The sequence below is a fragment of the Kitasatospora sp. NPDC001540 genome (assembly GCF_042894345.1).
GTDB classification, from domain to species: Bacteria; Actinomycetota; Actinomycetes; order Streptomycetales; family Streptomycetaceae; genus Kitasatospora; species Kitasatospora phosalacinea_C.
Genome location: NZ_JBIAVO010000051.1, coordinates 1 through 12,879 on the forward strand (window position 1 = coordinate 1; position 12,879 = coordinate 12,879).

11 protein-coding genes are annotated in these 12,879 nt (G+C 75.0%); 5 read left to right on the forward strand and 6 right to left on the reverse strand.

Annotated features, from left to right (window positions below):
- Nucleotides 1–159: 159 nt before the first annotated feature.
- Complete coding sequence (locus ACFY00_RS35300; protein WP_388037580.1) at nucleotides 160–726, forward strand: hypothetical protein; 567 nt, start codon at nucleotides 160–162, stop codon at nucleotides 724–726.
- A gap of 62 nt (nucleotides 727–788) precedes the next feature.
- Here ACFY00_RS35300 and ACFY00_RS35305 read toward each other — a convergent pair whose 3' ends face one another.
- The 5 genes from ACFY00_RS35305 to ACFY00_RS35325 all read right to left on the reverse strand — a co-directional run bounded on the left by ACFY00_RS35305 (nucleotide 789) and on the right by ACFY00_RS35325 (nucleotide 6,130).
- The gene (locus ACFY00_RS35305) at nucleotides 789–2,102 is read right to left on the reverse strand and encodes a DUF58 domain-containing protein (protein WP_388037582.1); all 1,314 of its coding nucleotides are present in this window, start codon (nucleotides 2,100–2,102) and stop codon (nucleotides 789–791) included.
- A gap of 71 nt (nucleotides 2,103–2,173) precedes the next feature.
- Nucleotides 2,174–3,160, reverse strand: a complete 987-nt coding sequence (locus tag ACFY00_RS35310) for an AAA family ATPase (RefSeq protein ID WP_388037584.1) — start codon at nucleotides 3,158–3,160, stop codon at nucleotides 2,174–2,176.
- Nucleotides 3,157–4,395: a DUF4350 domain-containing protein gene (locus ACFY00_RS35315; RefSeq protein ID WP_388037586.1), complete on the reverse strand. Its 1,239-nt coding sequence runs from the start codon at nucleotides 4,393–4,395 to the stop codon at nucleotides 3,157–3,159. Before ACFY00_RS35315 ends, ACFY00_RS35310 begins: the two co-directional genes overlap by 4 nt.
- Nucleotides 4,392–5,069 (reverse strand): DUF4129 domain-containing protein, encoded by a 678-nt coding sequence (locus ACFY00_RS35320; protein ID WP_388037588.1) that lies wholly within the window; start codon nucleotides 5,067–5,069, stop codon nucleotides 4,392–4,394. Before ACFY00_RS35320 ends, ACFY00_RS35315 begins: the two co-directional genes overlap by 4 nt.
- 5 nt (nucleotides 5,070–5,074) lie before the next feature.
- Entirely contained in the window at nucleotides 5,075–6,130 is a 1,056-nt protein-coding gene (locus tag ACFY00_RS35325) for a glycerophosphoryl diester phosphodiesterase membrane domain-containing protein (RefSeq protein ID WP_388037591.1), read from the reverse strand.
- 236 nt (nucleotides 6,131–6,366) lie between these two features.
- On the opposite strand from ACFY00_RS35325, the gene mtrA reads away from it, so the two are divergent.
- From mtrA to ACFY00_RS35340, 3 genes are read left to right on the forward strand one after another with little or no spacing between them, the layout of a single operon-like run.
- Nucleotides 6,367–7,044, forward strand: a complete 678-nt coding sequence (mtrA, locus tag ACFY00_RS35330) for an MtrAB system response regulator MtrA (RefSeq protein WP_030459579.1) — start codon at nucleotides 6,367–6,369, stop codon at nucleotides 7,042–7,044.
- Nucleotides 7,045–7,046: 2 nt separating this feature from the next.
- Nucleotides 7,047–9,149: an MtrAB system histidine kinase MtrB gene (gene mtrB / locus ACFY00_RS35335; protein WP_388037593.1), complete on the forward strand. Its 2,103-nt coding sequence runs from the start codon at nucleotides 7,047–7,049 to the stop codon at nucleotides 9,147–9,149.
- Nucleotides 9,124–10,977 carry an LpqB family beta-propeller domain-containing protein gene (locus ACFY00_RS35340; RefSeq protein ID WP_388037596.1) on the forward strand — a complete coding sequence of 618 codons (1,854 nt, stop codon included), beginning with the start codon at nucleotides 9,124–9,126 and terminating at the stop codon, nucleotides 10,975–10,977. Before mtrB ends, ACFY00_RS35340 begins: the two co-directional genes overlap by 26 nt.
- Here the strand turns inward: ACFY00_RS35340 and ACFY00_RS35345 are convergent.
- Entirely contained in the window at nucleotides 10,961–11,752 is a 792-nt protein-coding gene (locus ACFY00_RS35345; RefSeq protein WP_388037599.1) for a ComF family protein, read from the reverse strand. The two genes, ACFY00_RS35340 and ACFY00_RS35345, sit on opposite strands and share 17 nt — an antisense overlap.
- A 388-nt stretch (nucleotides 11,753–12,140) precedes the next feature.
- Between ACFY00_RS35345 and hpf the strand changes: the two genes are divergently transcribed.
- Nucleotides 12,141–12,836 (forward strand): ribosome hibernation-promoting factor, HPF/YfiA family, encoded by a 696-nt coding sequence (hpf, locus tag ACFY00_RS35350; RefSeq protein ID WP_388037602.1) that lies wholly within the window; start codon nucleotides 12,141–12,143, stop codon nucleotides 12,834–12,836.
- Nucleotides 12,837–12,879: the final 43 nt, after the last annotated feature.

Below are 12,879 nucleotides of genomic sequence, written 5' to 3' on the forward strand. Positions count from 1 at the left end.
GCAGGGGGGACCCTGTGGGAGAGTAGGACGCCGCCGAACAATCTTTCAGAGAAAGGGCTCCAGCCATACGGCTGGGGCCCTTTCCGCATTTCCGGGCCGGGTCTGGCAGGGGGGACGACTGCCATCCGGATATTCGCCCGAGGTTCGAGCGGAGGCGTCATGATGATCGGCATGACGATGACTGACGGGATCGGACCGAGGGCGCACCACTATGGGTACGCGCACCGGGTGCTGCCGGGGCTGGTGCGGGACCTTGGGGCGAAGATGCTGGACCACGAGCCGAAGCCCGGGTTCACCGGTGGGCTCACGGCGATCTGGCAGGGGTACGGCGAGAGGCTCCCGGAGCCGGAACGGTTGCCCGCTGACGGGCTGTCGGCCGAGCTCGTTCAGGAGGACGGTTACCGGGCCCTGCTCGTGGTCCTGCCGCCTGCGGTGGCGCCGTCCGAAGCGCATTTCGTCGCGGTGGTGCAATCCACGGGGGACGAGCGGTGCCGGTACCTGACGCTCGAGCACGGAGTCAGCCCGATCGACCGCCAGGCGTACACGGTCCTCGGCGAATGGGCCGCTGACGGTCGGCACCTCAACCTCGGATCCGGACCTGCTGCGGAACCCGGCGACTTCCTCGCGGCGGTGGCGCGGGTCCTGGCGCGGTCGGTCCCGGTCCACGCGGCCACCCGGGCCGACTCAACCGGCTCGTCGGAGAGCGGGCAGCCCGGGGCGCGGTGAAGTGCGGTCGATGGCCGGGGTGAGAAGGCGAGGAGGCCGTGGTGGCTCTCGGCCGGGGTGTCTCAGAGGCGGCCGGCGGCCTTGAGGGCGAGGTAGGTGTCGGAGAGGGCGGGGGCGATGGACTCCGGCGGGGCGTCGAGGACGGTGACGCCGCGGCGGGTGAGGAGGTCGGCGGTGCGGCGGCGGTCGGCGCGGGTCTGTTCGGCGGCGGCGGCGCCGTAGACGTCTTCGACGGTGGTGCGGGGGGCGCGGACGAGTTCGTCCAGGCGGGGGTCGGAGACGGACGCGAGGACGAGTTCGTGGCGCTTGGTGAGGAGCGGGATCTGCGGGAGCAGGTGCTCCTGGATCTGGTGGGTGTCGAGGCCGGTGAGCAGGACGATCAGGGAGCGGTGGGGGGCCATCCGCAGGGCGGTGGAGGTTAGGGCGCGCAGGTCGGTCTCGATCAGGGCGGGTTCGAGCAGGGCCATCGCGTCGGTGAAGGCGGGGAGCACCTCGGCGGGGGAGCGTCCGGCGACGGTGGCGCGGCGGTGGCGGTCGTGGGCGAGCAGGTCGACGCGGTCGCCCGCCTTGGTGGCGAGGGCGGTGAGCAGCAGGGCGGCGTCCAGGGCGGCGTCCAGGCGGGGGGCGTCGCCGACGCGGCCGGCGGAGGTGCGGCCGGTGTCGAGGACGATCAGGACGTGGCGGTCGCGTTCGGGGCGCCAGGTGCGGACGGCGACGGTGCTGCGGCGGGCGCTGGCGCGCCAGTCGATGGAGCGGACGTCGTCGCCGGGGAGGTACTCGCGCAGGGAGTCGAACTCGGTGCCCTGGCCGCGGGTCAGGACGGAGGTGCGGCCGTCGAGTTCGCGCAGGCGGGCGAGGCGGGAGGGGAGGTGCTTGCGGCTGGTGAACGGGGGCAGGGCGCGGATCCGCCAGGGGGCGTCCAGGTTGGCCTGGCGGCCGGCCAGGCCGAGCGGGCCGAGGGAGCGGACGGTGACCTTGCCGGCGTGGTGGTCGCCGCGGCGGGTGGGGGCGAGCGGGGTGGTGAGGCGGCGGCGTTCGCCCGCGGGGACGGTGACGGTGTGCCGGGAGGCGGTGGAGGCGGTGCCGGGGGCCCAGGCGGAGGGGTACCAGGCGTCGCGGATCCGGGCGCGCAGCGGGCGGCCGGAGGGGTTGGCGACGAGCAGGTCGACGGTGGTGGCCTCGCCGAGGCGGACGGTCGGGTCGCCGGAGCGTTCCAGGGTCAGGCGGCGGACGGGGGCGGCGAGCACCAGGTCGGCGGCGACGGTGGCGAGCAGGGGCAGCACGACCACGCCGACACCGGTCCAGGAGGGGAGGACGATTCCCACCAGGAGGGCGCCGAGGGCGGCGATGAGGGCCGTTCGGCCGGTCAGGGCCATGGGGTGCTGGGCTCGCTTTCTGGCGCAGGGAAGGGGCGGGCCGGGGGAGGGCGCCCCCGGCCGCGGGGTGCCTAGCGGGGCGCGGGCGTCTGGGCGAGGACGGCCTGGATGACGCTGTCGGCGGTGGTGCCCTCCATCTCGGCCTCGGCGCGCAGGTGGACGCGGTGGCGCAGGGTCGGCAGGGCGAGCGCCTTGACGTCGTCGGGGGTGACGTAGTCGCGGCCGGCCAGCCAGGCCCAGGCCCGGGAGGTGTTGAGCAGGGCGGTGGCGCCGCGGGGGGAGACGCCCATGGAGAGCGAGGGCGACTGCCGGGTGGCGCGGACCAGGTCGACGATGTAGGCGAGGACCTCGGGGGAGACGGTCAGCTTGGCGATCTGGGCGCGGGCGGCGGCCAGGTGCGCGGCGTTGGCGACGGGGCGGACGCCGGCCGCGGCGAGGTCGCGCGGGTCGAAGCCGCTCGCGTGCCGGGACAGGACCTGGAACTCCTGGTCGCGGGTCGGCAGCGGGAGGATCAGCTTGAGCAGGAAGCGGTCGAGCTGGGCCTCGGGCAGCGGGTAGGTGCCCTCGTACTCGACCGGGTTCTGGGTGGCGGCGACCAGGAATGGTTCGGGGAGCTTGCGGGGCTCGCCGTCGACGGTGACCTGGCGCTCCTCCATGGCCTCCAGCAGGGAGGCCTGGGTCTTGGGCGGGGTGCGGTTGATCTCGTCGGCGAGCAGCAGGTTGGTGAAGACCGGGCCGGGCTGGAAGGAGAACTCGGCGGTGCGGGTGTCGTAGACCAGGGAGCCGGTGACGTCGCCGGGCATCAGGTCGGGGGTGAACTGGATGCGCTTGGTCTCCACGTCGAGGGCGGTGGCCAGGGTGCGGACCAGGAGGGTCTTGGCGACGCCGGGGACGCCCTCCAGCAGGACGTGGCCGCCGCAGAGCAGGGCCACGACGATGCCGGTGACGGCGGCGTCCTGGCCGACCACGGCCTTGGCGATCTCCTCGCGCAGGCCGGTGAGGGCGGCGCGGGCGTCGCCGGCCTGGGCCGGGACGGTCTTGAGCAGCTGGTCGGTCACGGCTGTCGTACCTGCCATTCCATGTCGTCGAGCTCGTTGGCGAGCCGCAGCAGCGCGGCGTCGTCGGTGGGGGCCGGGCCGTACAGCAGGTGCTGGAGGTCGGCGGTGGGGCGTTCGAGCCGGGCGGCCGCGGCTTCGAGGAGGACGGTCGGGTCGGGGTCCCCGGAGGCGTGCGGGAGGCCGAGGGCGGCGGCGGTGCGGTGGCGGGCGGCGCGGCGCAGCGTCTCGGCGGCGTGGCCGCGGGCGTTGGCGCGGCGGTAGAGCCGGGCGCGGCCCTCGGTGGTCTCGGAGGCGCGGACGACGGCGGGCAGCCGTTCGGTGAGCACCGGTCCGAGGCGGCGGGCCCGCCAGGCGACGGCGAGCAGGCCGGCCACCAGGAGTTGCAGGGTGCCCCAGTACCAGCCGTCGGGGATGTAGTCGCTGATGTCCTTGGGGCGGCCGGTGGAGGTGCCGGGGTCGAGCTGGTCGAGGGTCTGCCAGACCAGGTGCGGGTGGGCGCCGAGCAGGCCGAGGGCGAGGGCGGCGTTGCCCTGCTGGTCCAGGTACCGGTTGGTGAGCGGGTCGCCGTTGCCGAGGACGACGACCTGCTGGGTGCCGCGGGTGCGGCTGAGCAGCAGGTCGCGGCCCCCGACGGGGTAGCAGGCGGTGTCGCCGGGGCGGCCCTCGTAGCTCTGGCCGCCGAGGTCGGCGGCTCCGGCCCGGCGGGCCTCGGGCAGGGTGCAGTCCGGGGTGGGCACGGTGCCGGTGGGCTCGGCGTAGCTGGAGGCGGTGACGCCGGGGGCGAAGGCGTTCAGCAGGGGCTGCTCGGGGGCGATCAGGACGAGGCGGGTGCGCTCGCCCCGGGGGAGCGCGGAGAGCCCGGCGAGGTGCTGGTAGCTGAGCTCGTCGGGGTAGGTGAGGACGACGGTGGTGTCGTCGGCGCGCAGGGCGGCGGCGAGGTCGTCGGTGCGGGAGGCGGTGCGGGAGGAGATCCCGTGCCGCTGCAGCAGTTGGTCGACGGCGCGGGTGCCGCGCGGGTCGCCGCTGCGGGGGTCGAGCGCGTAGTAGACGGAGCTGCCGGGGATGCCGGCGATCAGGCCGCCGACCAGCAGCAGGACCAGGACGCTCAGCAGCCACCAGCGGGAGCGCCGCCAGTGGGCGCGCAGGCGGCTGCGGGCGGGGTCGGTGTCCGCGGGCGGGGCGGCGGGTGCGGGGGCGGCCCCGGCGGTGGCGGGAGGCGGTGCGGTGACGGTCACGCGGTTCCTCCGCCGGCCGTGACGGGTGTGGGGCGGGTGCGTCCGAGGGTCCGGTCGAGATCGGCGAGCAGCTGGTACGAGCGTTCGTCGGCGGGGTGCTCGCCGAACGCGATGTCGTCGAACAGCCGTGCCGCGGAAGCGAGTTCGCGGGCCTGGTCGGGCAGGGCGCGGCCGGCTTCGGCGGCGGCCTCGTCCGCGGTGCGGCCCGGGCGGGGGGAGAGGACGGTGCGCTCCTCCAGGCCGCGGACCAGGGCGCGCATCTGTTCGCGGACGGCGTCCTCCCACTCGCCCCGGGCGGCGTGCGCGGCGGCGTCGGCCCGGTGCTGGGCGGCGCTGCGCGGGCCCTGGGCGCCGGTGAACAACCCGTCGGCGGCGCGGGCGGCGCGGCCGGGCGCGCCGTAGCGGCGCCAGAGCACCACGCCCAGGACGAGCAGCAGGACCAGCAGCACGACGAGCGCGGCGTTGCCGCCGCCGCCGAGCGGGGAGGCGACGCCGTCCACGGTCTTGCTGAACTCGTCCCTGATCCAGTCGAGGAGGCGTTCGACCGGCCCGGGGTCGTTCTGGTGGTAGGCGGCCTTGCGGAGTTCCTCGTGCGCGGCCTCGCGGGCGGCGTCGCGCGGTACGTCGACGGGGGCGCCGTCGGTGAGCAGCGCCCCCTCCCCCCGGAATCCCATGGCGGTCAGGCTCCCGACGGGGCGGTCGCGGCGGGCCGGACGTAGCCGGGCAGGCCCGCGGCGTGGGCGAGTTCCAGGTCGAGGGCCTCGCGGCGGATCCGCTGGTCGGCGTAGATCAGGGTCTGCAGGGCGCCTTCGAGCGGGAGGGTGACGGTGCGGGCGACGATGCCGCAGACGGCGACGGCGGCGATGCTGATCGCGGCAGGGCCGTCCCCGGCGGCGCCGTTGCCCGGGGTGCCGCCGAGGATCATGGCGACGATCTCGCCGGGGCCGGCCAGGACGGTGGCGACCACGCCGAGGCAGATCCGGAACACCAGGATCAGGCCGAAGATCCGCCACCAGGCGCCGCGGGACAGCCGCCAGGAGCGCTTGAGCGCGCCGAGGACGGGCTGCTTCTCCAGCACCAGCGCGGGCACGGCGAGGCTCAGCCGGACCCACAGCCAGACCACCGGCGGCACGGTGAGCAGCAGCAGGGCGAGCAGGCCGGGCAGGTCGGTGGCGAAGGCGAGCAGGGCCAGCGGGACGATCGCGAGGGCGAGCGAGCCGATGCCGATCGCGGTCAGCAGCAGGCACAGGCCGACCAGTCGGCCGAGCCGGCCGCGGGTCCGGGTCCAGGCCTCGGCGAGCGAGGTGTCGCGGCCCAGCAGGCCGTTGCTGACCACGGGGGCGAGCAGGCCGGAGGCCAGGACGCCGAAGAACAGGCCGAGCGGGGCCAGGTAGTTGCCGGACAGCAGGGCGTCGGTCTGGCTGCCGCTGGTGTGCAGCCACCAGTCGATGCCGGCCTGGAGGAGTTCGAGGACCGCGGCGAGGGCCAGGGTGAGCCCGAACGCGGCCCGCCAGTTGCGGCGCACCAGGGCGAAGGTGCCGTCCATCACCTCGCCGAAGCCGAGCGGCCGCAGCGGGATCAGGCCGATGCCCGGGCCGGTGGGGGAGGTCGGCGGGAGGGGCGCGGCGGGGGCCGCGGGGGGCGGGGGCGGGGTGGGTGCCGAGTGGCCGGTTCCGGCGGGGCCGGGCGGTGCTTCGGGAGAACCGGGTGAGGTCCAGCCCGGGGTCTCGGTCATCGACGCTCCTCGTCGGGGCACCCTGGCTCGGGTGCTTCGGGGTGCTTATCGTGCCATGGTGCGCACGCGTACCCCAGGGGTATCCCGTTGCTGATCCACAACGGTCCGGGCAAGGCCACCGAGCCACAACCTTTGCGATGGTATGACTGGTTCGGCGGGGGTTGGGGTCGTTGGACGTCGTTGGACGGCGAGGCCGTGCGGCGCGGGTCACATTCGGGTGATGAGAAGATGGAGACATGAAGGGACGTGTCCTCGTCGTCGATGACGACACCGCGCTGGCCGAGATGCTCGGCATCGTGCTGCGGGGTGAAGGTTTTGAGCCGTTTTTCGTCGCTGACGGGGACAAGGCGCTGGCCGCCTTCCGGGAGACCAAGCCGGACCTCGTCCTACTCGACCTGATGCTGCCCGGACGGGACGGCATCGACGTGTGCCGCCAGATCCGGGCCGAGTCGGGCATTCCGATCGTCATGCTGACCGCGAAGACCGACACGGTCGACATCGTGGTCGGCCTGGAGTCCGGCGCCGACGACTACGTCACCAAGCCGTTCAAGCCCAAGGAACTGGTCGCCCGGGTGCGCGCCCGGCTGCGCCGGGCCGAGGAGCCCACGCCGGAGCAGCTGACCATCGGCGACCTGGTGATCGACGTCGCCGGGCACTCGGTGAAGCGCGAGGGGCGCGGCATCCCGCTGACCCCGCTGGAGTTCGACCTGCTGGTCGCGCTGGCCCGCAAGCCCTGGCAGGTGTTCACCCGCGAGGTGCTGCTGGAGCAGGTCTGGGGCTACCGGCACGCGGCCGACACCCGCCTGGTCAACGTGCACGTGCAGCGCCTGCGTTCCAAGATCGAGAAGGACCCGGAGCGTCCGGAGATCGTCGTCACCGTGCGCGGTGTCGGGTACAAGGCCGGGCCCAGCTGAGGATGAGCGACACCAGGGCTGACCGCTCCCCGTCGGACGACCGGTCCGGCGGGGAGCACGCTGTGCGCGGCGACGTGCTGAGCTCCACCACCGGCAGGCCGCACCGGCGCCGGTGGTGGGCCGGGCTGCTCGCCCCGCTGGTCCGCCCGTTCCGGCACCCGGTGGGCCGGGTGCTGGCGCTGTACCGCCGCTCGATCCAGCTGCGGGTGGTCGCGATGACCCTGCTGCTGTCCTTCGTCGTGGTGCTGGTGCTCGGCGTGGTGGTAGTCGCCCAGGTGCGCACCGGCCTGCTGGAGGCCAAGCAGAAGTCCGCGCACGGGCAGGCCCTGGGCGGCTTCCAGATCGAGCAGGACAAGATCAACGAGGCGATCAACCTGCAGGCCAAGGCCGGGGCGACCGCCGACCCGACCCGCGACCAGATCAACGCCTGGTTGACCAAGCAGGTCTCCGACCTGGCCTCCGGCGGCTCCGGCGTCTACTCGGTGATCGCGCTCGCCCCCGGTGACCAGGAGGCCAGCGCCCCCAGCGCCGGGCTGCGCGGCGCCCGCTACTCCGGCTCGATCCTGCCCGACTCGATCACCCCGGAGCTGCGCGCCAAGGTCGCCGCCGACTCGTCCAACCCGCAGGAGCAGCCGGTCAAGCTGCACCGCGCCCCGAACAGCCAGACCCCGCCCGGCGACGACAAGGGCCTGGCGATCGGCAAGCAGTTCACCGGTCCGGACGGCACCCCGTACCAGCTGTACTACGTCTTCTCCTTCTACCAGGAGACCTCCACCCTCAACCTGGTCATCGGCACCCTGGCCACCGCCGGGCTGTTCCTGGTGATCCTGCTCGGCTGCATCGCCTGGGTGGTGGTCCGGCAGGTCGTCACGCCGGTGCGGATGGCCGCCGGGATCTCCGAGCGGCTCGCCGCCGGGCACTTCGACGAGCGGATGAAGGTCACCGGCACCGACGACATCGCCCGGCTCGGCGAGTCGTTCAACCGGATGGCCAACGGCCTGCAGGCGCAGATCCGCAAGCTGGAGGAGCTCTCCCGGGTGCAGCGCCGCTTCGTCTCGGACGTCTCGCACGAGCTGCGCACCCCGCTGACCACCGTCCGGATGGCCGCCGACCTGATCTACGACAGCCGCGAGGACCTGGACCCGATGGCGGCCCGCTCCGCCGAGCTGCTCCAGGACCAGCTGGACCGCTTCGAGTCGCTGCTCGCCGACCTGCTGGAGATCAGCCGGTTCGACGCGGGCGCGGCGATCCTGGACGCCGAACCGGTCGACCTGCGGGGCATCGTGACCCGGGTGGTGGAGGCCGCCGACCCGCTGGCCCAGGCCAAGGGCAGCGCGGTGCTGATCCGCGGCGCCGAGGACCCGGTGCTGGCCGAGGTCGACGGCCGCCGGATCGAGCGGATCCTGCGCAACCTGGTGGTCAACGCGCTGGAGCACGGCGAGGGCCGGGACGTGGTGATCCGGCTCGGCTCGGCCGAGGGCGCGGTCGCCGTCGGCGTGCGCGACTACGGCATCGGCCTCAAGCCCGGCGAGGCCTCCCGGGTGTTCCACCGCTTCTGGCGGGCCGACCCGTCCCGGGTGCGGACCACCGGCGGCACCGGCCTGGGCCTGTCCATCGCGGTCGAGGACGCCCACCTGCACGGCGGCTGGCTGCAGGCCTGGGGCGAGCCCGGCGGCGGCTCGCACTTCCGGCTGACCCTGCCGCGCACCCGCGGCGGCGAGATCTCCCGGGCCCCGTTCCGGCTGGAGCCGGAGGACTCCCGGTACAACCGCGGGATGTCCTCGGCCGGCGCCCCCTACCGCCGCGCCGCGCGCGGCTCGGGCGCGCTGCCCGCGGGCGAGTCCACGTCCGTCCCGGAGACCCCGGACACCGAGCGGCACACCTTCGGCTCCGGCCTCGGCGGCGTGCTCAGCATCGGCCCCGGCCTGGGCCGGCCCGCCGCCGCCCCGGTCTCCGACCCCTCGGACGTCACGGGTTACGGTGCCACCGGCGCGCAGGTCGTGGTCGACCGCGGCCGCCCGACCCAGCCGGCCCCGACCGAACCGGCCGGCGCCGAGACCGACCAGGAGGGGACCGCCGGTGGACAGGACCGACAGGACGGCTGACCGGCGGGCCCTGGCGATCGGCTGGGCCGTGCTGCTGGCCACCGTCGCCACCGGCTGCGTCTCGATGCCCTCCGGCGGCGCCCCCCAGCGCCTGGAGGCCCCGCAGAACGCCGCCGACGGCCTCCAGGTGCACGTCTACCCGGTCGCCCCGCGCAAGGGCGAGAGCCCCCGCGACCTGCTCGCCGGCTTCCTCGACTCCTCCAACGCCGACCAGGCCAACTACGACACCGCCAAGCAGTACCTGACCGCCCTCGCGGCCAAGAGCTGGAAGCCCGACGCGGGCGTGGTGGTGCTGGCCGGCGCCCCCAGTCCGAGCGGCCCCACCCCGTCCGACGACGACGTCACCGTCCGGCTGACCGTCGAGGGCAAGCAGGTCGCCGCACTGGACGAGCAGCACACCTACCAGGCCCACTCCGGCGAGTCCTACCAGCGGACCTTCACCTTCGTGAAGGAGGCGGACGGCCCCGACAAGGGCGAGTGGCGGATCAGCGACCTGCCCGACGGCCTGATCGTCGACCAGACCAACTTCAAGAACACCTACAAGCCCGTCCACCGGTACTTCTTCGCGCGGACCGACGCCTCCGCCACCCGCCCGCAGGGTGCCCAGGTGCTGGTGCCCGACCCGATCTACCTGCGCCGCCGAATAGACCCGCTGACCGAGGCCGCCCAGGCCACCATCGACGGCCCCTCGCACTGGCTCGGCCCGGTGGTGACCTCCAGGCTGGGCGGGGTCCGGGTGGAGAGCGCCGCGATCGGCGACAACCGGGTGGCCACCGTCAAGCTGCAGGGCGGCGACCCGGCCGCCTGCAAGCAGATGGCCCAGCAGCTCTTCCAGACGCTCGCCGACCAGCAGAGCAAGCTGGACCGGCTCGACCTGTCGGTCAACGGCGTCGCCTGCTCGCTCAGCGGCGCCGAGGCCGCCCTGGTCGCCCCCGGCGCGCTGGCCGGCGCCGACAACGGCGTGCAGGCGTTCATCCAGCTGGAGGACGGCCGGCTCACCCGCTACCTGCCGGAGGTGGCGGAGCCGCTGCCCGTCCCCGGGGCGCTCGGCCAGGCCCCGCAGGCCGGGCAGTTCCACCCCGGCACCGTCGCGGTCCGCCGGGACGCCGCCGTCGCCGCCGTGATCGCGGCCGACGGTCGCGACCTGGTCGAGACCGAGCTCACCGAGGGCGGCAAGTACGGCGAGCCGGTCGTCAGCAGCCGCTCCGCGCAGCCCGGCAAGGGGCTGGCCTCGCCCAGTTGGGACGGCCGCCAGGACCTGTGGCTGGTCGACCGCGACCCGGCCGGGCCGCGGGTGCTGATGGTGCGCGGCCGCACCGTCGTCCCGGTGCAGGTCGAGGGCCTGGACGGACGCACCGTGCAGTCGCTGCGGATCTCCTCCGACGGCACCCGGATCGCCCTGCTGCTCAGCCAGGGCGGCGGACCGACCCGGCTGGTGCTCGGCCTGGTCGAGCACGGCGGCACCGCCGAGGCCCCCGCCGCGAGGATCACCGCGCTGCGCGACATCGCGCCGCAACTGTCCGAGGTGGCCGCCGTCTCCTGGGGCGACACCGACCAGCTGGTGGTGCTCGGCAAGGAGACCGACCGGCTGCAGCAACTGCACTTCCTGGGCACCGACGGCTCGCAGTCCACCGACTCCCCGCTGCAGGGCGGCGAGTCGATGACCGCGCTGTCCGCGACCGAGGCCCGGCCGCCGGCCGACCCGACCAGCCCGTCCGGCCCCGCGGTGCTCACCTCCTCCGAGAACGGCCTGTACCGGCTCAAGGACAACCAGTGGCACGAGGTGCCCAGCAAGTCCGCGGCCAAGGCGTTCATCTACCCGGGCTGAGCCCGGCCTCCCCGGCGGCCTCCCCCGCCGCCGCACCGCGCCGCCCCGCCACCGCGCCGCGCCGGGCGGTGGCCGCGACGGTGGCCGCCGCCCGCGGCGGGCAGCCCGCCGCGCGCAGCGCCCGGGCCGCCTCGGCCAGGCTCGCCCCGGTGGTGACCAGGTCGTCCACCAGCACCAGCCGGTGCCCGGCCAGCCGGGACGCGACCCGGCTCGGCACGGCCAGCGCGCCGTCCAGGTTGCGCCGCCGTTCGGCCGCGCCCAGGCCCGCCTGGTCGGCGACCGGGCGGTTGTGCCGCAGCACCGGCGCGACCAGCGTGGCGACGCCGCCGCGGCGCAGCGCGCGGGCGGCGGCGCGGGCCAGCCGCAGCGTCGGGTCGTGGCCGCGGGCCCGGGTCGCGGCGCGGGCCGAGGGCACCGGCACCAGCAGCAGCGGGGCGGCGCCCGCTCCGGTGGCGGAGCGCACGGCGGCGGCCAGCGCGCCCCCGAGCGGGGCGGCCAGCCGGAGCGCGCCGCGCTCCTTGTGGGCCAGCAGCAGTTGGCGCACCGGCCCGGCGTAGGGCGCGGCGGCGTGCACCGGCGGCAGTCCGGGCGGCGGGCGGTGCGGCCCGGCGGGCCCGGCGGCGGCGCCGTCGAGCAGCGCGCGGCAGGGCGGGCAGAGGCCGGAGAAGCCGCTCCCGCAGCCGGCGCAGCGGGCGGGGAGCAGCAGGTCGAGCAGGGCGGCGAGGACCGGGGCGGAGCCGGATCCGGGCAGGTGGGCGGTGCTGCGACTCGTCACGGAACCCCTCCGGAACGCTCGCCGGGCGGCGACATCAGCCATACGGTGGGCGGTACCGGGCGTGTTGTCCAGCCGTTCGCCGTTGTTTCACCCGTAGGTGGGTAAACAGGGGGGAACAGCCGGGCCGCCGACCCTCCGTCGGTACGTTCCGTTCGACCGGGGGCGCCGGAGGAGCGCTGGGGAGGCGAGATCCCCGCGGCAGGTGTTGCATGAGGCTTCCAGGGGTTTCGAATTCTCCTGGTGGGGAGGAAGTGAGGTGAGGGCCGGTGGTCCTCGCCGATCCTCCGGGCGGTGCCCGGCGGGCGGCGGCGGCCGGCCGGTCCGGCTGGGTCTCACGCCGGTTCGGGACGCACTCCGGGCCGGTCAGCACGAGGGATCGGAGTTCTGCGTGGACATCGTCGTCAAGGGCCGCAAGACCGAGGTGCCCAAGAGGTTCCGCGAGCACGTGGCCGAGAAGCTGGAGAAGGTCCAGAAGTTCGACACCAAGGCGATCAGCCTGGATGTCGAGGTGTCCAAGGAGCCCAACCCGCGCCAGGCCGACCGCGCCGACCGGGTGGAGATCACCCTCCGCAGCCGGGGTCCGGTGATCCGGGCCGAGGCGTCCGCCAGTGACCCGTGGGCGGCCCTGGACCTGGCCTCCGCGAAGTTGGAGGCGCAGCTGCGCAAGTCCGCCGACCGCCGCCGGGTGCACAAGGGCGGCACCAACGGGCGGACGCCGGTCAGCGTCGCCGCCGCGACCGCCGCGCTGGCCGACCTGCCGGCGACCGAGGCCGCCCCGAGCGTCGACGGGACGGCCCGCAAGACCGTCGCGGGCAACCTGGAGGTGGAGGGCGACGGGCCGCTGGTGGTCCGCGAGAAGACCCACGCCGCGGCGCCGATGTCGCTGGACCAGGCGCTGTACGCGATGGAGCTGGTGGGCCACGACTTCTACCTGTTCCAGGAGAAGGACAGCGGGCTGCCGAGCGTGGTCTACCGCCGGCACGGCTACCACTACGGCGTGATCCACCTCAAGGAGGACATGACCGCGGCGGCGGACGTCGCCGGGGCGGGCGGCGCGATCAACAACGGGGCCGACGAGGACTGACGGCGGGCCCCGCCCGCGGAGGGCGACGGGTGACCCCGGCGGC